Here is a 20,276-nt window from a genome sequence, read left to right as displayed (position 1 = left end):
GCGAAATCGGGCACCTGGGAGGAAACCCGTACTGCTCGCCGAAACTAATTCGGCTTCGGGAGTCGGTCAACGGTGAGTTCCCGCACTTCATTCCCGGTGAAGGCCCCCGGGAGGCGTCCGGCTGGTCGGACCGGCCGCCTTCGGGGGGCTGTGATGTCGAGCGGGCGGCCGTGCCGCGGGCCGCGTCGGAGGTCAGCCCACGGACCCCGCAGGGACGAGGCGGGCCCGCGGGGAGCTGAACTGGGCCGGGACGCGCGGCGCGTAGAGCGGGCGGACCTCGGTGGTCCGTACGGCGAGGACCGAGCGCTGGAGTCGGCGCAGCCGTGCCGAGGGCTCCATGCCGCTCTCCCCCTTGAGGGCCGCGCGGAGCCGCTCGTACACGGTGAGGGCCTCGTCGTGCTGGCCGCAGCGCAGCAGGGCCACCATGTAGTGGGCGTGGAGGGGCTCGTTGGTGCGGTAGCGGGCGACGAGTCCGGAGAGTTCGGGGACGAGTTCGGCGTGCCGGCCGAGGCCCAACTGGGCTTCCACCCACTGGTCGAGGACGCTCAGCCGGGAGGTTTCGAGGCGCTCGACCTCGCGGCGGAGGCGGGGCCCCGCGGCGACGCCCGCGTAGGGTTCGCCGCGCCACAGGGCGAGGGCCTCGCCGAGGCGGAGCGCGGCGCGGTCGAGGTCGCCGGCCTCCATGGCGCGGTATCCGGCGCCGGCCGCGCGCTCGAACTGCCGGACGTCGTTGGTGCCGCCGCCGGTGTCGAGCCGGTAGCCGCCGGGCTGGGAGACGAGGATCGCGTCGGCGGTGCGCCGGTCGGACCAGCCGGGCCCGGGCTCCGCCGAGGGGGCGTCGCGCAGCGCACCCGTGATGAGGGTGCGCAACTCGGCTATGTGGGCCTGGAGTTCGGCGCGTGCGCCGCGGGGTGCGCCGGACGGCCACAGTTCCTCGGTGAGCACCGTCACCGGGACGACCTGGTCGGCGCTGGCCGTGAGCAGGGCGAGGAGCTGCCGGGGCGCGGCGGCTGTCGGCGTGATCGACACCCCGTGCTCACGTACCGACAGTCCCCCCAGAATCCGGACGTCCACCTTGCCCCCTCCATGCCTGTGCGGTGTCAGCGCGCGGGATGACTCTCGATGATTAGAAAAGACCCCCGTAGGCATGTCAATAAGAAACCGGAGGGTATGGAAACCCAACCCGGGATATCGGGGTGATTCACCCCCTTTGGGGGGCTATAAGGACGTAAGATTTTCGTCACTGGCGCAGACCAACACATGCCCGAAGACTGTTTCCGGACTCGTAGGTACGCTTTCGCGGGATCTTCGTGGAGTGCGAAGAGGCCGACACGCACGAGATCACGCCAGAAACCGTCCAGGGGGTACGGTTCCGCGGCCGGCGGCATCCGGGGGCGGGCGGCCGAACGGCCCGCCGGGGCATGCCCGACGGGCCGGAGGTGGAAGGGACGGAAAGGCGCGGAACGGACCCGCCCTAGACGACGGCGGCGGCGGTCAGCAGGCCGAACGCGACGACGATCAGCAGGGTACGGACGCGGTGGAAGCCGTTCCAGCGCTTCTCGAAGGCGGCCCGGACGGCCGACGGCTCGTCACCCGTCGCCTCCGACGCGGCCAGCGCGTTGTTGAGCGGGACGTTGCCGGCGACGGTGACCACGTGGTTGAGGACCGCGCACACCAGCCCCGCGAGCACCAGCCACCTCTGGGTGTCCGTGCGGCCGTCGACGGGGACGAGGAACGCGGCGACGGGGAAGGCGAGCACTCCGAGGAAGACGATCAGGAACGCGGCCCTCGGGACGGCTTCGTTGATCCGGCGCATCGCGGTGACGAACTCGGCGTCCGCCAGACGGGCGAGCGCGGGCATGATCCCGGTCTGGAAGATCAGCATGAAACCGGCGTACAGGCCGGTCGATCCGATGGCGAGGGCGAGCAGCAGGGAAGCCATGCGGCCATTCTCACCCGCTGCCCGCCCACCACGTCAGCTGTACGGATCACCGGATTTCAACTCGCCCTCGCCCGTGGGCTCTTCGACCGGCCCACGGAGCCGGTCGGCCTGCCGTACGGCCTCGGCCAGCTCCCGCACCACCGCCGAGCCCGAGCGGCCGGCGATCGACTCGGCGCGCTCCGCGAGCACCGGGAGACCCGGCGCGCCCGGCAGGTCCCCGCCCCGCAGGGCGTCCGCGAAGTAGGCGGTGATCGCCGTCAGTTGCAGGCTGTCGTGACCGCCGCCCCAGACGTCACCGGAGAGGGCGGCCGTGCCGACCGAGCCGGAACGCTCGTGGGGCGCGCGCGTGGCCGGGTCGAGCCAGCGGACGGTGGCGGTGGCCACCGGGCCGGTCGCCCCGGACCTGGTCCTGACCGCGTACAGCGCGGTGACCGTGTGACCGGCTCCGACCTCGCCGCCGTCGACCCGGTCGTTCCGGAAGTCCTCGTCGGCGACCTCGCGGTTCTCGTAGCCGATCAACCGGAACCTCTCGACGGTCCGACGGTCGAAGGAGACCTGCGCCTTGGCGTCCCGCGCCCGCAGTTCGACATGGGCGGGCAGCTGGTCCACGAAGACCTTGCGGGCCTGCGCGGAGGTGGAGACGTACGTGGTCTGGCCGTCGCCCCGGTCGGCGAGCTGCTCCATGAACGCGTCGCCGTAGTCGCTGCCCACGCCGACGCCGAAGAGGGTGATCCCGTACCGCTTCCGCTCCGCGTCGATGCGCTCCAGGATCGTCCCGGCCCCGGTGGCACCGGTGTTGGCGAGCGCGTCGGAGAGCAGCACGACCCGGTTGGTGGCGCCCTCGCGGTGGCCCTCGACGGCCACGTCGTAGCCGGTGCGGACACCGGCCTCGACATTGGTCGAGGAGCTCGTCGCGAGGGAGTCCACGACCTCGCGGATACGGCCGCGGGCGTCGCCCACCCGGGTCAGCGGCAGCCGGGTCTCGGCCTGGTCGCTGAAGGTGACGAGGCCGATCGAGTCGTCGTCGCGCAGCTCGTCGGCGAGGAGCCCGAGGGACTCCTTGACCAGGTCGAGCCGGCCGGGCTCGGCCATCGATCCGGAGACGTCGACGACGAACGTGAGGGCGGCGGGCGGGCGTTCGCCGCTCCGGTCCGCCGCGCGCGTGGCGAGGCCGACCCGGACCAGGGACCAGCCGTCCTGCCCGGCGCGGGCCCCGTCGAGGGTCACGCTGAAGCCGTTGTCCTCCGGACGCGGGTAGTCGGGGCGGAAGCTGTTGACGAACTCCTCGGGGCGCACGGTCGCCGGGTCGGGCAGCCGCCCCTCGGAGAGGGTCCGGCGTGCGTAGCCGTACGAGGCGGTGTCCACGTCCAGGGCGAACGTGGAGAGGTAGTCGGGGGCGGGCCGGGCGGACGGCTGCCGGTCCCGCGCCGCGCCGTCGGCGTCCTCGGGCGCCACGGTGCCCGCTCCCCCGTCAGGGACGGCCGGGGCGGTCCGGCCGTCCCCGCCCTTCGCCCGGTCGGCGCTGCTCCGCTCGCCGCCGGCGCCGCAGCCCCCGACGGCCAGTCCGGCCGCCAGCAGAGCCGCGACGGTGGCCGAGAACCGGGCCCGGCGGCGTCCGGCCGCCGCCTTGTCCTGTCGTGCCATGTCATCTCCCCCTCTTGGTAAGCCACTTGTGAATGTGACGAACGAAGGGCCCGCCGGGAGCAGTCGAAGGGGTTGCGGATGGATCTCGATGCGGCAACGGCGATCGGATCGGACGACGTGTGGCATGGATTCGCCATCCTTCTCAACAGGGGTTGTCACCGTGTGCAGTCACATGCGTACATGGAGTGGACATCGATCGGGCGGGGGTGGTCAGCGGTGGCAGAGAGCGCGGGCTCCGTGATGCTCGCCCGTTCGGCGATGAACCGGGCCGCGACCGAGGGACAGCGGCCCGCGGGGCGCCCGGTCCGGGGTGCGCGGCGCATCAGCGCGGCGCTCGCCGGGCTGGCCGCTTCCACGCGGTACGAGTTGCTGACCTTCGACGACCCGGTGGCGTCGGCGGGCTGCGCGATCCCCGAGCCGTTCCTGGAGCTGGCGGAGGCCTGCATGCGGGCGGCGGCGGAGCGGGCCGTCGAGGTCCGGCGGATCGTGCCGCGGCACGCGCTGCCGCTCCTGGAGGGCGGCCTCCGGATTCCCGGCCGGGCCCGGCTCGCGGAGGCCATCCCGTTCAAGATGATCGTCGTCGACCGCACGGTGGCCGCGGTCCCGCTCGACCTGGAACTGCTCTACAACGGGCTGCTGCTGATCCGCGACCCGGTGGTGGTGCAGGCCCTCGCCCGGGCGCATCACGCCTGCTGGGCGACGGCCGAGGAGCTGACGTACGCCCCGCCGGCCCCGCGGCCGCCGTCCGATGATCTGCCGCCGCAGCTGCGCCCGGTGCTCGACGCCCTGCTGTCGGGGGTCACGGACGAGACGGCGGCGGCCCGGCTCGGCATGTCCGCGCGGACGTACAGCCGGCGGGTGGGCGAGCTGATGGCCGCCCTCGGCACGACGAGCCGCTTCCGCGCGGGCGCGGAAGCGGCTCGAAGGGGGTGGCTGTGAGCAGAAGACCCCGGGGCCCCGGCCGGAATCGCCGTTCGGGGCCCGAGACAGCGCCTACGACACGATGTCCTTGCGGGCGAAGCCGCGGAAGGCCAGCGCGAAGAGGACGAGGGCGTACGTCAGCGAGATCGCCGTGCCCTTCACCATGCCGCCCCACTCCAGCTGCGGCTGGAGCGCGTCGATCCAGGCGAACTGCCAGTGGGCGGGCAGGTAGTCGCGCCAGTCGCCGAGCGCCGTGACGGCGTCCAGGACGTTGCCGACGATCGTCAGACCGACGGCTCCGCCGACCGCGCCGAGCGGTGCGTCGGTGCGGGTGGAGAGCCAGAAGGCGAGGCCTGCGGTGACCAGTTGGGAGGCGAAGACGAAGGCGACGGCGATACCGATGCGGAGCACCGCGTCCCCGGCGGGCACCGCGCCGCCGGTGGGCAGCTGGAGCGGCCCCCAGCCGTAGGCGACGGTGCCCACGGCCAGGGCGACGAGCGGCAGCAGGACCATCGCGGCCGCGCTGTAGGCGAGGGCGACCGTCAGCTTGGAGGCCAGGAGCCGGGACCGGGGCACGGGCGCGGCCAGGAGGTAGCGCAGGGAGGACCAGCTCGCCTCGGAGGCGACGGTGTCCCCGCAGAACAGCGCCACGGGGATGACGAGGAGGAATCCGGCCGAGACGAAGAGGCTGGTCGCCGCGAAGTTGGCGCCGGAGGCGGTCGCCGTGTCCATCAGGGTGATGCGGCCGCTGCCGCCGCGGTCCTGGTCGCCGCCGATCGCGAAGGCGATCAGCAGGACGAACGGCAGGGCGACCAGGATGCCGCCCATGATCATGGTGCGGCGGCGCTTCCACTGGCGCAGGGCCTCGACGCGCAGCGGCAGGGTGCGTCCGGGGCGGTAGCCGGGGGCGGCGTCCACCGGTGCGGCGGGGGCGGCGGGAGCCGTGGGGGTGGCGGGCAGCGGGCTCATGCGGCTCCTCCTCCGATCAGGGTCAGGAACGCGTCCTCGAGGCGCCGGTGCGGTCCGACGCCGGTCAGCGGCACGTCCAGGTCGACGAGTGCGCCGATGAGGGCGGTCGGGTCGAGGGTGTCGAGGCGGACGAGGATGCCGCCGTCGGTCCGGGTCGCCGCGGCGACGCCCGGGAGGGCGCCGACCTTCTCGACGAGCGCGTCGGGGACGGCCTCCGCGAGGGTGACGAGCAGGGTGTCGCCGGAGCCGGTGATCTCGGCGACCGGTCCGGCCTGCACGAGCTGCCCGCGGTCCATCACGACGAGATGGGTGCAGGACTGCTCGACCTCGGCGAGGAGGTGGCTGGAGACGATGACGGTACGGCCGCCGGCCGCGTACCGGATCATCACCTCGCGCATCTCGCGGATCTGCGGCGGGTCGAGTCCGTTGGTGGGCTCGTCGAGGATCAGCAGGTCCGGCAGGCCGAGCATGGCCTGGGCGAGGGCGAGGCGCTGCCGCATGCCCTGCGAGTAGGTGCGGACGGCCCGGTCGAGGGCGTTGCCCAGGTTGGCGATGCGCAGGGCCTCGTCGACATGGGCGTCCTCGGCGGGACGGCCGGTGGCCTTCCAGTACAGGTCCAGGTTCTCCCGGCCGTTGAGGTGCGGCAGGAAGCCGGCGCCCTCGACGAAGGAGCCGACGCGGGAGAGGACCGGCGCGCCGGGCCGGATGGCCTGGCCGAAGACCCGGATCTCGCCCTCGTCGGGGGTGATCAGGCCCATCAGCATCCGCAGGGTGGTCGTCTTTCCGGCGCCGTTGGGCCCGAGGAGGCCGAGGACCTGGCCCTGCTCGACGCGGAAGCCGAGGTCCTTGACGCTGTACCGGTCGCCTCCCTTGTACTTCTTGGAGAGCCCGGTGATCTGGAGCGGTACGGCGGCCAGTGCGGGGTCGGGCGCGGGGGCGGCGGTGCGGCGGCGGGCGGTGAGCAGCAGCGCGGCGGCGCCGGCGAGGCCGAGGAGCGGCAGGCCCCAGACCCACCAGGGCAGGGCGGCGGCCTGGGTGTCGAGGCCGGGGCCGGTGGGGACGGTGAGCGGGCCCTCGACGGCGACGGTGTAGTCGGCGGGGACGGCCGGGGAGGCGTAGCCGAGGTCGGTGGCGGCGACGACGAGCCGGAGCCGGTGTCCGGCCTCCACCTCGTGGTCGATCGCGGGCAGGGTCAGCGTGACGCTCCTGCCGGCCCGGGCGCCGTCGACGCGGACGGGGGCGACGAGCTGGGCGGGCAGCACCTGCTGCCGGCCGTCGGGCCCGACGTCGTACACCTTGGCGAAGAGGACGGCGGAACCGTCGGTGGCGGTGGAGGTGACCTTGACGCGGACGGTCGGGGTGCCGGTGATCCGGAGCGGCTCGTCCTGCGGCTTCGCGTCGAACCGGGCGTGCTGGCCGGGGAAGTCGAGGGAGAGGCCGACGCCGAGGGAGGAGAGTCCGGCGACTCCGCCGCCGAGGCCGGGGACGGCGGAGACGGCGGGCGGTGCGGCGCCGGCGGGGTTCGCGAAGGTCTGCGCCGGTCCGGCGAGCGGGATGCCCGTGGCACCGGCGGTGAGACCCGGGTAGCGGTCGGCGGTCGCGGCGCGCAGGGTGGCCTGCCCGTCGGTGGAGTCGACACCGCCGGTACGGCTGACGCGGAAGGCGGGGCCGGTGTCGACGGAGGTGTCCTTCTTCAGGTAGCGGTCGAACCAGGTGCTGATCCGTCGCTCAACGCGTTCGGTCTCGCGGTCGCCGCCGTCGTGGCCGCCGGAGATCCAGTCGACGGCGACGGGGGCGCCGTTGGCGGTGAGGGTGCGGGCCATGGCGTCGGACTGGGCCAGGGTGAAGAGCGAGTCGGTCTGTCCCTGGACGAGCAGCGCGGGCACCTTGATCCGGGAGCCGACGGCGGAGGGGCTGCGGGCTTCGAGGAGGGCCCGGGCGGCGGCGTCGGGCTTCCCCGCGACGGCGACGCGCTCGTAGAGGGCGCAGAGCTCGGGGGTGAACCGGCCGCAGCCGGCCGGCTTCCCCGCCGCCCCCTCGGCCGCGGGGGCCTTGTCCGCGGAGCCCTTCTCCCCTGAGGCCCTCCCCGGGGTGGGGTTCCCGCCCGTGGGCTGCCCCGGAGGGACCTCCCCCGGTGCGACCCCGGCCGGGGTTCCGGGCTGGTTCCCCGCGGAGAAGAAGATCCCGGCCCAGAGCTTCTTGAAGACGCCGTCCGGGAAGAGGGCGTCGGAGAGGTTCCAGTAGGTGATCTGCGGGGCGATGGCGTCGACGCGGTTGTCGTGTCCGGCGGCGAGCAGCGAGATCGCGCCGCCGTAGGAGGCGCCGGTGACGCCGACGCGCGGATCGCCCGGCTTGTCGAGGAGGACCTCGGGCCGGGCGGCGAGCCAGTCGATCAGCTTCCGGGCGTCCTCGACCTCGTGGTCGGGGTCGTTGAGCCCGATCTCGCCGGTGGAGACGCCGAAGCCGCGCGCGGACCAGGTGAGGACGGCGTAGCCGTCCCTGGCCAGCTGCTCGGCCTGGGCGCGGACGTCGTCCTTGGAGCCGCCGAAGCCGTGGCCGAGGAGGACGGCCGGCCGGCGTCCGTCGGCGTCGCCGGTGAAGTAGGAGGTGTCGACACGGGCGCCGTCGAGATCGAGCATCCGGTCCGCCCGGTGTACGGGCGGCGGATCGTCCGAGGCGACGGCGGTCCAGGTGCCGGCACCCGCGAGGACGGCGAGGACGGCGGTGACCGCGGCCCACCGGGGAAGTCGGAGTCGCATGGTTCGAGCCTAAGCGGGCGGCCGGTGCGCCACGGCTGCCCGGAGACGGAAGTGCCGCACCTCCTCCGGTCGTACGCAGTACGGTCCGCGTACAGCAGGCGCGGTACGCGGACACCCGAGCACAGGGAGACGGCATGGAGATCCGGCGGGCGGCGACGGTGGCGGAGCTGCTGGCGGCGGGACACCTGTACGACGACCCACCCCGGGAGGCCTGGGCGGAGCGCTTCCTGGCGGCACCGGGCCATCTGATGCTGATCGCGTACGCCGATGACGGCGCCGACGGCTTCCCGGCCGGGTTCGTCTCCGGGATCGAGATGCTGCACCCCGACAAGGGTGCGGAGATGTGCCTCTACGAGCTGTCCGTGGACGAGGCCCACCGTCGGCGCGGGGTAGGGCGGGCGCTGGCCGAGGCACTCCTCGCGGAGGCCCGGGGGCGGGGTTGCCGGGGTGTGTGGGTGGGCGTGGACACGGACAACGGTCCCGCGCTCGCGACCTACCGGTCGGCGGGCGCGGCGGACGAGGGCGTGTTCACGATGCGTGGCTGGACCTTCGCCGAGGACGACTGACCGGGGCGTCACCGAGGACGGCCGGCCCGGTCGGGCGCCTCTCGGCGAGGACCGCCGGCCGCGGCCTTGGGTGAGGGCCGCCGCCCCGGCCTTCGCCGAGGGGCGCCGACCGGGTCCTCACCGGGACCCCTCGGGACCGGAGCACGCCGACGGCCCCCGGGGTGTGCTGTCAGCACCCCGGGGGCCGTCGGCGCGGACCGCCCGCGTCAGTGGTTGCGCGGGAAGCCCAGGTCCACGCCCGCCGGGGCGTCGGACGGGTCCGGCCAGCGGGTGGTGACGACCTTGCCCCGGGTGTAGAAGTGCACGCCGTCGTTGCCGTAGATGTGGTGGTCGCCGAAGAGCGAGTCCTTCCAGCCGCCGAAGGAGTGGTAGCCGACCGGTACGGGGATCGGCACGTTCACGCCGACCATGCCGGCCTCGACCTCCAGCTGGAAGCGGCGGGCGGCGCCGCCGTCGCGGGTGAAGATCGCGGTGCCGTTGCCGAACGGCGAGGCGTTGATGAGGGCGAGGCCCTCCTCGTACGTGTCGGTGCGCAGCACGCAGAGCACCGGGCCGAAGATCTCGTCCTGGTAGGCCTTGGCGGTGGTCGGCACGTGGTCCAGGAGGGAGAGGCCGATCCAGTGGCCGTCCTCGTGGCCCTCCACGGTGTATCCGGTGCCGTCGAGGACGACCTCGCAGCCCTCGTCCGCGGCGCCGTGGACGTAGGAGGCGACCTTGTCGCGGTGGACGGCCGTGATGAGCGGGCCCATCTCGGAGGTCGGGTCGGTGCCGGGGCCGATCTTGATCTTCTCGGCGCGCTCGCGGATCTTCTGGACGAGCTCGTCGGCGATGGAGCCGACGGCCACGACGGCCGAGATGGCCATGCAGCGCTCGCCCGCGGAGCCGTAGGCCGCGGAGACGGCCGCGTCGGCCGCCGCGTCGAGGTCGGCGTCGGGAAGGACCAGCATGTGGTTCTTCGCGCCGCCGAGCGCCTGGACGCGCTTGCCGTTCGCGGAGGCGGTGGTGTGGATGTACCGGGCGATCGGGGTGGAGCCGACGAAGGAGATCGCGGAGACGTCCGGGTGCTCCAGGAGGCGGTCGACGGCCACCTTGTCGCCGTGCAGGACGTTGAAGACGCCGTCCGGGAGGCCCGCCTCCGCGAGCAGCTCGGCGATCTTGAGGGACGGCGAGGGGTCCTTCTCGCTCGGCTTGAGGATGAAGGTGTTGCCGGTCGCGATGGCGATCGGGAACATCCACATCGGCACCATGGCCGGGAAGTTGAAGGGCGTGATGCCGGCGACGACGCCGACGGGCTGGCGGATGGACGCCACGTCCACCCGGTTCGACACCTGGGTGGAGAGCTCGCCCTTGAGCTGGGTGGTGATGCCGCAGGCCAGGTCGACGATCTCCAGGCCGCGGGCGACCTCGCCGAGCGCGTCGGAGTGGACCTTGCCGTGCTCGGCGACGATCAGCTCGGCGATGGCGTCGCGGTTGGCGTCGAGGAGCGCGCGGAACTTGAAGAGGATGGTGGTGCGCTGGGCGAGCGAGGAGGTGCCCCAGGTCGCCCAGGCGTCCTTGGCGGCGGCGACGGCGGCGTCGACCTCCTCGACGGAGGCGAGCGCGACCTTCGTGGTCACGGCGCCGGTGGCCGGGTCGGTGACCGGGCCCCAGTTGCCCGACGTGCCCTCGACGGTCTTGCCACCGATCCAGTGGTTGACGGTCTTGACGGTGTTCGTCATGACGAAATGCTCCTTCAGAGATGGCGGCGTCGGGCGGTGACGTGCCGGTCGTACTCCTCCCGGGCCTTGACCGCCGACGGGCGGGTCGAGGTCTCGGCCACGGGCACATCCCACCATGCCTGGGCCGGGGGCGGGCCCGACACAGTGTCTGGCGTTTCGGTCTCGACGTAGACACATGTGGGAACCGTCGCGCTCCGTGCGTCCGCGAGGGCTTCCCGCAGGTCACGCACGGTGCGGGGGCGCAGCACGCGCATGCCGAGGGAGGCGGCGTTGGCGCCGAGGTCGACGGGGAGCGGCGGGCCGGTGAAGCCGCCGAAGGCGTCCCGGTGGCGGTAGTCGGTGCCGAACCGCTCGGCGCCGACGGCCTCCGAGAGGCCGCCGATGGAGGCGTAGCCGTGGTTCTGGAGGACGACCAGCTTGATGGGCAGTCCCTCCTGGACGGCGGTGACGATCTCGGTGGGATTCATCAGGTACGTACCGTCGCCGACGAGGGCCCAGACCGGCCGGCCGGGGGCGGCGAGGGCGACGCCGATGGCGGCGGGGATCTCGTAGCCCATGCACGAGTAGCCGTATTCGACGTGGTACTGGTCGTCGGACCGGGCCCGCCAGAGCCTGTGCAGGTCGCCGGGGAGCGAGCCGGCGGCGTTGATCAGGATGTCGCTGCCGTCGACCAGAGTGTCGAGTACGCCGAGGACCTGGACCTGGGTGGGGCGGGCGTGCGGGTCGGGTGCGGCGTAGGCGGCGTCGGTCCGTTCCTGCCATTCCCGCTTGGAGGCCGCCCAGTGCGCGGTGTCCTGCCGGTGGTCGCCCGGGTGGCCGCCGAGGGCCTCGGTGAGGGCCTCCAGTCCGGCGCGGGCGTCGGCGACGAGCGGCAGCGCGGCCTGCTTGTGGGCGTCGAACGCGGTGATGTTGAGGTTGACGAGCCGCGTGTCGGGGCGGAAGAGGGTGCCGGAGGCGGTGGTGAAGTCGGTGAGGCGGGTGCCGACGCCGATGACCAGGTCGCTGCCGCGGGCCAGGGCGTCGGCGGTCGCCGTGCCGGTGTGGCCGATGCCGCCGACGTCGCAGGGGTGGTCCCAGGGCAGGACGCCCTTGCCGGCCTGGGTGGTGGCGACGGGGAGGCCGGCCGTGCGGGCGAGGGTGCTCAGGGCGTCCTGGGCCGCGCTGTACCTGACGCCGCCGCCGGCGATGATCATCGGCCGCCGGGCCTTCCCGACCGCCTGTACGGCGGCGTCGAGTTCGGCGGTGTCGGGCCGCGGCCGGCGCACGGTCCAGGTCCGTTCGGCGAGGAACTCCTCGGGCCAGTCGTACGCCTCTGCCTGCACGTCCTGCGGCAGGGCGAGCGTGACCGCCCCGGTGTCGGCGGGGTCGGTGAGGACGCGTACGGCGGCGAGGGCGGCCGGGACGAGCGCCTCGGGGCGGGTGACGCGGTCGAAGTAGCGCGACACGGGCCGCAGGCAGTCGTTGACGGACGTCTCGCCCGCGTACGGGACTTCGAGCTGCTGCAGGACGGGGTCGGCGGGGCGGCTCGCGAAGGTGTCGCCGGGCAGCAGGAGGACGGGCAGCCGGTTGACGGTGGCGAGGGCTGCGCCGGTGACGAGGTTGGTGGCGCCGGGGCCGATGGAGGTGGTGACGGCGTGGACGCGCAGCCGGTTGGACTGGCGGGCGTAGCCGACGGCCGCGTGCACCATGGCCTGCTCGTTGCGTCCCTGGTGGAACGGCATGAGGCCGGGGTACTCGACGAGCGCCTGCCCGATGCCGGCGACGTTGCCGTGGCCGAAGATGCCCCAGGTCGCGGTGATCAGCCGCTGTCGTACGCCGTCGCGTTCGGTGTACTGCGCGGCGAGGAAACGCACCAGGGCCTGGGCGACGGTGAGCCGGACGCTCATGCGTATCCCTCCGTGTGGTCGGGGTGGAAGCAGATCCGCCACTCCCGTTCGGGGCCGGGCCCGGCCATGACGTTCAGGTAGTACAGCGGGTGTCCGGGCTGGGCGATCGACGGGCCGTGCCAGCCGTCGGGTACGAGGACGGCGTCGCCGTCCCGGACCTCGGCGAGGAGCTCGGCGCCGCCCGGCCGGGAGGGGGAGATCCGCTGGTAGGCGAGGGCGCTTGGGCCGTCGATCTCGTAGTAGTAGATCTCTTCGAGGAGGGACTCGGCGCCGGGACGGTGCTCGTCGTGCTTGTGCGGGGGGTAGGAGGACCAGTTGCCGCCGGGCGTGACGACCTCGACGGCGATGAGCCGGTCGCAGGCGAAGGCGTCGGCCGAGGCGAAGTTCCGGACCTCGCGGGCGCGGTTGCCGCTGCCGCGGGTCTCGACGGGAACCTCCGGCGCGGGGCCGTAGCGGGCGGGGAGTCGTCGCTCGCACTTCGCTCCTGCCAAAGCGAAGCGGCCTCCCGCACCGGAGGCGATCTGGGCGTGGGCGTCGCGCGGTACATAGGCGAAGTCGGTGACTCCGTCGAACACGCTCGTGCGGCCCTGGAGTTCGAGGATCTCTCCGTCGACGCGCACGCTACAGGCACCGGAGAGGGGAAGCACGACCCATTCGGAATCCCCGCTCTCGAAGGAGTGGATCGCGCCCGGCCCTAGGGTGAGGACCCGCAGGGCGGAGTATGTCCAGCCGGCCCGCCGGGGGTCGATGTCGAGCCCGTACGGGCCGTGGGCGGCGGTTCCGGCGGGGAGGTGGAGGGACGGGGGGTGACGGGTGCTCATGACTCACCCCTACCCGTTTTCCGCCAGGGTTCCGGAGCCGGTCGCGAGTGCTTCGGCGATCTCCGCGGCGGACGGCATGGCGGACGAGCAGGGGAGGCGGCCCGCGACGATCGCGCCGGCGGCGTTGGCGTGGCGCAGGGCGGTCTCCAGGTCCCGGCCGGCGAGCAGCCCGTGGACGAGCGCCCCGCCGAACGCGTCGCCCGCGCCGAGGCCGTTGACCACCTCGACCGGCAGCGGCGGCACCTCGGCGCTCGTCCCGTCGGCGGCGAGCGCGAGGACGCCCTCGGGGCCCCGCTTGACGACGGCGAGCCGGAGGCCGGTGTCCGCTCCGGCGGCGAGCAGCGCGCGGGCGGCCGCGTACGGCTCGCGCTCCCCCGTCGCCACCTCGCACTCGTCGCCGTTGCCGACGACGACGGTCGCGTGCCGCAGCGCCTCGGCGTAGTACGGGCGGGCGGCCGCCGGGTCCGTCCAGAACATCGGCCGCCAGTCCAGGTCGAGGACCGTCGTCTGCCGCCCGGACCTGGCCCGCAGCGCCTCCAGGGTCGCGGTGCGGCTCGGCTCGGCGCTGAGGCCGGTGCCGGTCGCCCAGAGGACCCGTGCGGCGCGGATCGCGTCGAGGTCCAGCTCGTGCGGGTGGATCTCCAGGTCGGGGGCCTTGGGGCGGCGGTAGAAGGTGAGCGGGAAGTCGTCGGGCGGGAAGAGGGCGCAGAAGGTGACGGGGGTGGGGTAGGCCTCGACCTCGGTCACCCAGCGGTCGTCGACCCCGAAGCCCTTCAGCTCGCGGCGCAGGTAGCTGCCGAAGGGGTCGGCGCCGGTGCGGGAGACGAGTGCGGTGCGCAGGCCGAGCCGGGCGGCGGCGACGGCGACGTTCGCCGGGGAGCCGCCGAGGAACTTGGCGAAGGTGTCGACCCGGTCGAGCCCGACTCCGGTCTGCAGCGGGTACAGGTCCACGCCGAGGCGCCCCATGGTGATCAGGTCGTACGGCTCCGACTCCACCCGCGCCACCTCTCGCGTCCGGCTTCCGCACCCAGGTCTAGCCGTCCGCCCGGAGGCCTGTCAACGATATGTCCGGACATTCTGACGACGTGACCGGGCCGGGGCGGCCTCCTTGACGCTGCTCGCGGGCCCCGGTCAAGGTGGCAGGCATGACGACGCCGTCACCGCAGCCGCCCCCGCCCTCGTCCCCTCCCCCGTCCCGGATCCGGATCGGCTCCGCCCCGGACTCCTGGGGGGTGTGGTTCCCCGACGATCCCCGGCAGGTGCCGTGGCAGCGGTTCCTGGACGAGGTGTCCGGCGCGGGGTACGAGTGGATCGAGCTCGGCCCGTACGGCTATCTGCCCACCGATCCGTCCGTCCTGACGGAGGAGACCGCGCGGCGCGGGCTGCGGGTCTCGGCGGGGACGGTCTTCACCGGCCTGCACCACGGCCCGGACGTCTGGGAGCGGACCTGGGCGCACGTCGCCGAGAACGCGGCCCTGGCGCAGGCGGTGGGCGCGGGCCATCTGGTCGTCATCCCCTCGTTCTGGCGGGACGACCGGACGGGCGAGGTCCTGGAGGACCGGACGCTCACGGCGGCGCAGTGGCGGGATCTGACGGGGCTCACCGAGCGGCTCGGCCGGGAGGTGCGCGAGCGGTACGGGCTGCGGATCGTCGTCCATCCGCACGCCGACACGCATCTGGACGGCGAGGAGAGCGTGACGCGGTTCCTGGACGCGACGGACCCGGAGGCGGTCTCGCTCTGCCTGGACACCGGGCACTACGCGTACGCGGGCGGGGACAGCGTCAAGCTGATCGAGGCGTACGGCGAGCGGATCGGCTATCTGCATCTCAAGCAGGTCGACCCGGAGATCCTGGCGGGGGTGGTGGCCGAGGGGGTGCCGTTCGGGCCGGCGGTGGCGCGCGGGGTGATGTGCGAGCCGCCGTCCGGGGTGCCCGCCCTGGAGCCGGTGCTCGCGGCCGCCTCGGCGCTGGACGTGGACCTGTTCGCGATCGTGGAGCAGGACATGTACCCCTGCGAGCCGGACGTTCCGTATCCGATCGCGCTCCGTACCCGGCGCTATCTGAGGTCCTGCGGCATGTGACCGGCGCGCGACCGGCGCATATCTCTCCGAGCAGGGGCGGGGCACGGGGACACACCGATGTCCTGATGCGGCTTTTTCGTCACACACGTCCCTTCGGTGTCACGCATATCTCCGTTACGCGGGCTTTCCGTCACAGCCGCTCGACAGGCGCTCCCCTGCTGTCTGGCGGGGTCGTTGCAGGGGGCAATGGCTCAGTGATCGCCAACGCCCGCCCGCAGCGCCCCCGAACGGCACCCCCGCCGCCGCTGCGCGGTGCGCAGGGAGGTACCAGGCATGACGGACAGAAGGCTCTGGTCGTACAAGGACATCGCCGCACACATCCGGGTGCAGCCCGACACGGTCCGCTCCTACCGGAAGCACGGGCTGCTGCCGGCCCCCGACCACGTGGAGTCGGGCAAGCCCTACTGGTACGCGGACACGATCCGCGCCTGGGTCGCGAGCCGCCCCGGCAACCGGGGCCGCCGCGACTGACCCGAGGGGGACCGCCCCCTCCCCCGCCTCCTCGCGGGGCCGGACCCGGGCGGCCGCCCCCGGTCCGGCCCCGCGGCGTGTCACCGCCGGAGCGGGGCCGTCTCCCGGCGCTCCTCCGGCGCCGCGGCGTCCGCGCCTTCGGAGTCGGGCGCGTCCTCCTTCGCGGAGTCGGGCGCGTCCTCCCTCTCGGGGGCGGGCGCGTCCGACTCGCTGATGCCGAAGCGGTCGTGGAAGCGGCGCAGCGGGCCGGGGGCCCACCAGGTGAGGCGGCCGGTCAGCTTCATCACGGAGGGGACGAGGAGGCTGCGGACCACCATGGCGTCCATGAGGACGGCGAGGGCGACGCCGAGGCCGAGCATCTTGGTGTTGGTGACGCGGGAGGTGCCGATGGCGACCATGACGACGGCGAGGATCACGGCGGCCGCGGTGATGAGGCCGCCGGTGCGGCGCAGACCGAAGCGGACGGAGTGCTCGTGGTCGCCGGTGCGGTCGTACTCCTCCTTGATGCGGGAGAGCAGGAACACCCCGTAGTCCATGGAGAGTCCGAAGGCCACGCAGAACATGAGCACCGGCAGGGTGGTCTCGATGTCCCCGGTGGGGGTGAAGCCGAGGAGCCCCGCGAGGTGCCCGTCCTGGAAGACCCAGACCACCGCGCCGAACATCGCCGTGAGGCTGAGGGCGTTGAGGACGACGGCCTGGACGGGGATGAGGACGCTGCCGGTGAGCAGGAAGACCAGGAGCAGCGTGACGATCACGATGATCGCCGCGGCCCAGGGCAGCCGCTCGGCGAGGGCGTCCTTGGAGTCGACCAGGACGGCGGCCTGCCCGGTGACGGAGGTCTCGAACGGTGCGGGTGCGGCGCGGAGTTCGGCCACGGTCCGCTGGGCCTGGGCGCCGACGGTCTCGCCCTCGGCGACGACCGTGAAGTAGGCGTGGCCGCCGGCGGCGGTCACCGGCCCGTCGGCCCGGGCCACGCCGTCGAGGGCGCCGATCCGCTCGCGGAAGGCCGCGTACTGCGCGGGGGTGGCCGCGCCCTCGGCGAGGACGGTGAGGGTGCCGCCGGGGTCGCCGGGGAAGCCGTTCCGCAGTTCGTCCTGGACGACCCGGGAGGAGGCGGTGACGGGGAGCTGGCGGTCGTCGGCGGTGCCGAACGTCACGCCGAGGAAGGGCAGTCCGAGGAGGACGAGTCCGGCGGTGGTGAGGACGGCGAAGACCGGCGCCCTGCGCATCACGAGCGCGGCGGCCCGTCCCCAGCCCGTGCCCTCGTCGTCCCCTGCGCGCTGCGCACCGGGCGTCCGGCCGCGCCGGAGGAGGCGCCGCAGGTCGAGCGCGTTGACCCGGTCGCCGAGCAGGACGAGGGCCGCCGGGAGCAGGGTGAGCGCGGCGGTCGCGGCGAGCAGGACCACGGCGATCCCGGCGTACGCGAAGGAGCGCAGGAAGTACTGCGGGAAGACCAGCATCGCGGAGAGCGAGACGGCGACGGTCAGGGCGGAGAAGAGCACGGTCCGCCCGGCGGTGCGCAGGGTGGTGCGGACGGCGGTGTACGTGTCGGCCCCGGCGTCGAGCTCCTCGCGGTACCGGCGGACGACGAACAGCGCGTAGTCGATGGCGAGTCCGAGGCCGAGGGCCGTCGTCAGGTTCTGCGCGAAGACGGAGACGTCGGTGAACTCGGTGAGGCCGCGCAGGACGGCGTTGGTGCCGAGGATGGCGACGATGCCGACGCCGAGCGGCAGCAGGGCGGCGACGGCGCTGCCGAAGACCATGACGAGCAGGACGAGGGTGAGGGGCAGGGCGATGAGCTCGGCCCGCAGCAGGTCCTCCTGGATGACCGTCTGCATCTCGTGGCGCACGGCGAGTCCGCCGCCGAGGGAGACCTCGACGGGGCCGTGGGTGCCCCGGTACTCGGGGGCGATCCGGTCGAGGACGGCGGCCGCGTCCTTCTCCTCGCCGGCGATCCGGGCGGCTATCACGGCCTTGCGGCCGTCCTCGGAGCGGAGGGCGGGCGAGCCGGTGGACCAGTAGGAGCCGACGCCGTCGACGCCCGGCTCGGCGTCGAGCCGCTCGGCGAGCCGGCGGGCCTCGGCGGCGACCGCGGGCGCGTCGGTGCCGGCCGCTCCGGCGTCGACGAGCAGGAGCAGGTTCGGCTGGGAGCCGGGGAACTGGCGTCCGAGGGCCTCGGTCGCGTACGTGGATTCGGCGGCCGGGTCCTCCCAGCCGCCGCTGCCCATCCGGTCGGCGACCCCGCCGCCGGCCAGGACGGCGAGGGCGGTGAGGACGAGGGCGACGAGCAGCGTCAGGCGCGGCCGGACGGTCACGAACCGCGTCCAGCCGCCCGCCCCGTCCCGCCGCGGCGATCCGCCGCCGTCCTCCGGGGACGGGGATCCGCTGGATCCGGCGCCGCCGGGCGCTGATTTCTTGACTTCGGCCATGACGAGGTGTCCCCTTCACCTGACCCCTGTGCTCGCTTCCCGGCAGGTCACATGGGTCGCCCATTGCCATAGACTGGCAAACACGAGTGATCACTCGCGTTTCACAAGAATGCGAGCGACCGCTCGTGTTTGTCAAACGTGTGAGGAGAGCTGGGGACAGCCATGTCCGAAGAACCGAAGCCGCGCCGCCGCCAGGCGCGCGGGGAGCGCCGCATCGCGCAGCTGCTCCAGGCCGCCGCGAACGTCTTCTGCGCGAACGGCTACACGGCGTCCAGCACCAACGCGATCGCCCGCGAGGCCCATGTCTCGCCCGGCACGCTCTACCAGTACTTCCCCAACAAGGAAGCGATCGCGATCGAGCTGGGCGAGCGCCTGCTGCACCAGATGCGCGAGGCCCACGGCCAGGCGTTCACCCCGGAGAACCTCGCCCTGCCGCTGCCCGAGCTGCTGGACGCCGTCGTCGACCCGCTGATCGAGTTCAACTGCGCCAACCCGGCCTTCCTCGCCCTGATGCACGGCTCCGAGGTCCCCGGCCGGATCGCCGAGGAGCACGACGAACTGCACGCGACCCTGCTCACCCGCGTGCAGGAGGTCATCGCCCACTACGCGCCCGCGCTGCCCGCCGAGGACCGCCTCCGGACGGCGGGCATGGCCTTCGCCACCTTCAAGGGCGGCCTGGACCTCGTCCTCGCCGCCCCGGAGGGGGCCGAGCGGGACGCCACGATCGCCGAGCTGAAGACGCTCCTCCTGCGCTACCTCTCCCCCCTGGTCGAGGGGCAGGTCACCACGACTCCGAGCCGCTGATCCGTTCGGTCGGCAGGCCCTTCGCCCCGGACCGCGACCTCAGCGCGACCAGCGGGAAGACGAGCACGGAGAGCATGCCGGCCCCGACGAGCGCCGCCGCCTCACCGGCCGTCATCGTCTTGTCGTCCACGCCGATGGTCGTGATGGCCACGACGAGCGGCAGCGCGGTGGAGCCGTACAGCACGAGCCCGCCCCGGTCCCTGCGGTCGAGGTCGCGCGGGGCGAGGAACCAGATCGGCCCGCCGCGCACCGCCAGGAAGAGCAGCAGGAAGACCGGCAGCAGGAGCAGGGTGCGGCCGCCGTCGAGGAGCGAGGCCAGGTCGAACTCGATCCCGGTGACGACGAAGAAGACCGGCACGAGGAAGCCGAAGCCGACCCCCTCGATCTTCTCCAGGATCTGCGGCCCCGACTCGGGCGCCGCCCCGGTCAGGACGAGCCGGGTGACGAGGCCGGCCGCGAAGGCGCCGAGCAGGATGTCGAGCCCGAGGGCCTCCGAGGCGCCCAGCATCAGGGCGAGCAGCAGGAAGACGAACCGGACCGCGAACTGACCGCTGGTGTGGAGGGTCTTGGCGATGATCCGGGAGAACCACGGCGGGCGCGGCCGCAGCGCCCAGAACACCGCCCCGGCGGTCAGCGCGGCGAACACCGCGAGCAGCACGGTCGACTCGGCCGCGCCGCGTCCGCTGAGCAGCAGGGCCATCGCGATGATCGGGCCGAACTCGCCCACCGCCCCGAACGCCATGACGACCGAGCCGAACCGCCCGTGCAGGTCGCCCGAGTCCCGGAGCACGGGCAGGACGGTGCCGAGCGCGGTGCTGGTCAGCGCGACGCCGATGAAGACGCCCTTGGTGTAGCCGCCGCCGAGCAGGACACCGGTGGCGAGACCGAGCGCGAGGGCGGCCAGCCAGGCCCACACGGAGCGCCGGAGGGTGTCGCCGCGGACCTTGCCGAACTCGATCTCGTACCCCGCGAGGAAGATCAGCATGGCGAGGCCGAGCTCCGAAAGACCGTCGATCAGCGCGTCGGGGCGCGCCCAGTCCAGAACGTCGGGGCCGATGAGGATGCCGAGCAGGATCTCGAAGATGACGAGGGGGACGGGAAGCCTGCGCCCGACTCCGTAGGCGAGCAGCGGCGCCAGGACGGCGATCGCCATGATCAGGATGAGCGTGGTCCCCGAATGCGACATGTCGGCTATTTACCATAGGGATCAGCCCGGACCCCCGGTGCGGCACGCAGCCGGACCCGACTGGCTTTTATACCCCCTA

Annotated in this window: 16 protein-coding genes; 5 read left to right on the top strand and 11 right to left on the bottom strand. The window is 73.4% G+C overall.

The window, feature by feature from the left end; genetic code table 11:
* Nucleotides 1-192 precede the first annotated feature (192 nt).
* The 3 genes from AMK27_RS28070 to AMK27_RS28060 all read right to left on the bottom strand — a co-directional run bounded on the left by AMK27_RS28070 (nucleotide 193) and on the right by AMK27_RS28060 (nucleotide 3,586).
* On the bottom strand, nucleotides 193-1,074 hold the full coding sequence (locus tag AMK27_RS28070; RefSeq protein WP_073913763.1) for an AfsR/SARP family transcriptional regulator: 882 nt from the start codon (nucleotides 1,072-1,074) through the stop codon (nucleotides 193-195).
* Between the two features lie 400 nt (nucleotides 1,075-1,474).
* Complete coding sequence (locus AMK27_RS28065) at nucleotides 1,475-1,942, bottom strand: anthrone oxygenase family protein (protein ID WP_073913761.1); 468 nt, start codon at nucleotides 1,940-1,942, stop codon at nucleotides 1,475-1,477.
* 33 nt (nucleotides 1,943-1,975) lie between these two features.
* Complete coding sequence (locus AMK27_RS28060; RefSeq protein ID WP_073913760.1) at nucleotides 1,976-3,586, bottom strand: vWA domain-containing protein; 1,611 nt, start codon at nucleotides 3,584-3,586, stop codon at nucleotides 1,976-1,978.
* Between the two features lie 216 nt (nucleotides 3,587-3,802).
* Between AMK27_RS28060 and AMK27_RS28055 the strand changes: the two genes are divergently transcribed.
* A complete protein-coding gene (locus AMK27_RS28055) occupies nucleotides 3,803-4,525 on the top strand; it encodes a hypothetical protein (protein WP_073913758.1) in 723 nt (240 codons plus the stop codon).
* A 54-nt stretch (nucleotides 4,526-4,579) separates the two neighbouring features.
* Here AMK27_RS28055 and AMK27_RS28050 read toward each other — a convergent pair whose 3' ends face one another.
* Both AMK27_RS28050 and AMK27_RS28045 read right to left on the bottom strand, forming a co-directional pair.
* Entirely contained in the window at nucleotides 4,580-5,476 is an 897-nt protein-coding gene (locus AMK27_RS28050) for an ABC transporter permease (protein ID WP_073913756.1), read from the bottom strand.
* Complete coding sequence (locus tag AMK27_RS28045) at nucleotides 5,473-8,235, bottom strand: alpha/beta fold hydrolase (protein WP_073913754.1); 2,763 nt, start codon at nucleotides 8,233-8,235, stop codon at nucleotides 5,473-5,475. The genes AMK27_RS28050 and AMK27_RS28045 overlap by 4 nt, the downstream gene beginning before the upstream one ends.
* A 134-nt stretch (nucleotides 8,236-8,369) precedes the next feature.
* On the opposite strand from AMK27_RS28045, the gene AMK27_RS28040 reads away from it, so the two are divergent.
* Nucleotides 8,370-8,801: a GNAT family N-acetyltransferase gene (locus tag AMK27_RS28040; RefSeq protein WP_073913752.1), complete on the top strand. Its 432-nt coding sequence runs from the start codon at nucleotides 8,370-8,372 to the stop codon at nucleotides 8,799-8,801.
* 206 nt (nucleotides 8,802-9,007) lie between these two features.
* Here the strand turns inward: AMK27_RS28040 and mmsA are convergent, their stop codons facing one another.
* From mmsA to iolC, 4 genes are read right to left on the bottom strand one after another with little or no spacing between them, the layout of a single operon-like run.
* Nucleotides 9,008-10,519, bottom strand: coding sequence for a CoA-acylating methylmalonate-semialdehyde dehydrogenase (gene mmsA / locus AMK27_RS28035; protein WP_073913750.1), 1,512 nt, complete (start codon nucleotides 10,517-10,519; stop codon nucleotides 9,008-9,010).
* 14 nt (nucleotides 10,520-10,533) lie between these two features.
* Nucleotides 10,534-12,405 (bottom strand): 3D-(3,5/4)-trihydroxycyclohexane-1,2-dione acylhydrolase (decyclizing), encoded by a 1,872-nt coding sequence (gene iolD, locus AMK27_RS28030; RefSeq protein ID WP_073913748.1) that lies wholly within the window; start codon nucleotides 12,403-12,405, stop codon nucleotides 10,534-10,536.
* Nucleotides 12,402-13,226 carry a 5-deoxy-glucuronate isomerase gene (iolB, locus tag AMK27_RS28025; RefSeq protein WP_073913746.1) on the bottom strand — a complete coding sequence of 275 codons (825 nt, stop codon included), beginning with the start codon at nucleotides 13,224-13,226 and terminating at the stop codon, nucleotides 12,402-12,404. The genes iolD and iolB overlap by 4 nt, the downstream gene beginning before the upstream one ends.
* Before the next feature lie 9 nt (nucleotides 13,227-13,235).
* Entirely contained in the window at nucleotides 13,236-14,192 is a 957-nt protein-coding gene (iolC, locus tag AMK27_RS28020) for a 5-dehydro-2-deoxygluconokinase (protein WP_073914483.1), read from the bottom strand.
* A gap of 179 nt (nucleotides 14,193-14,371) precedes the next feature.
* Between iolC and AMK27_RS28015 the strand changes: the two genes are divergently transcribed.
* Together AMK27_RS28015 and AMK27_RS28010 are read left to right on the top strand one after the other, a co-directional pair.
* Entirely contained in the window at nucleotides 14,372-15,307 is a 936-nt protein-coding gene (locus AMK27_RS28015; protein WP_073913743.1) for a sugar phosphate isomerase/epimerase family protein, read from the top strand.
* A 273-nt stretch (nucleotides 15,308-15,580) separates the two neighbouring features.
* Entirely contained in the window at nucleotides 15,581-15,778 is a 198-nt protein-coding gene (locus tag AMK27_RS28010) for a helix-turn-helix transcriptional regulator (RefSeq protein WP_015033732.1), read from the top strand.
* An 80-nt stretch (nucleotides 15,779-15,858) separates the two neighbouring features.
* On the opposite strand, the gene AMK27_RS28005 is transcribed toward AMK27_RS28010, so the two are convergent.
* Nucleotides 15,859-18,207: an MMPL family transporter gene (locus tag AMK27_RS28005; RefSeq protein WP_107425692.1), complete on the bottom strand. Its 2,349-nt coding sequence runs from the start codon at nucleotides 18,205-18,207 to the stop codon at nucleotides 15,859-15,861.
* 162 nt (nucleotides 18,208-18,369) lie between these two features.
* On the opposite strand from AMK27_RS28005, the gene AMK27_RS28000 reads away from it, so the two are divergent.
* Entirely contained in the window at nucleotides 18,370-19,011 is a 642-nt protein-coding gene (locus AMK27_RS28000) for a TetR/AcrR family transcriptional regulator (RefSeq protein ID WP_073913740.1), read from the top strand.
* Here the strand turns inward: AMK27_RS28000 and AMK27_RS27995 are convergent.
* Nucleotides 18,989-20,197, bottom strand: coding sequence for a cation:proton antiporter (locus tag AMK27_RS27995; RefSeq protein WP_073913737.1), 1,209 nt, complete (start codon nucleotides 20,195-20,197; stop codon nucleotides 18,989-18,991). The genes AMK27_RS28000 and AMK27_RS27995 overlap by 23 nt on opposite strands.
* Nucleotides 20,198-20,276 lie beyond the last annotated feature (79 nt).

The organism is Streptomyces sp. CB02009 (assembly GCF_001905825.1).
Taxonomy (GTDB): domain Bacteria; phylum Actinomycetota; class Actinomycetes; order Streptomycetales; family Streptomycetaceae; genus Streptomyces.
Note: the sequence above shows the minus strand (reverse complement) of the source record. Positions and strands in the feature narration are given on the sequence as shown.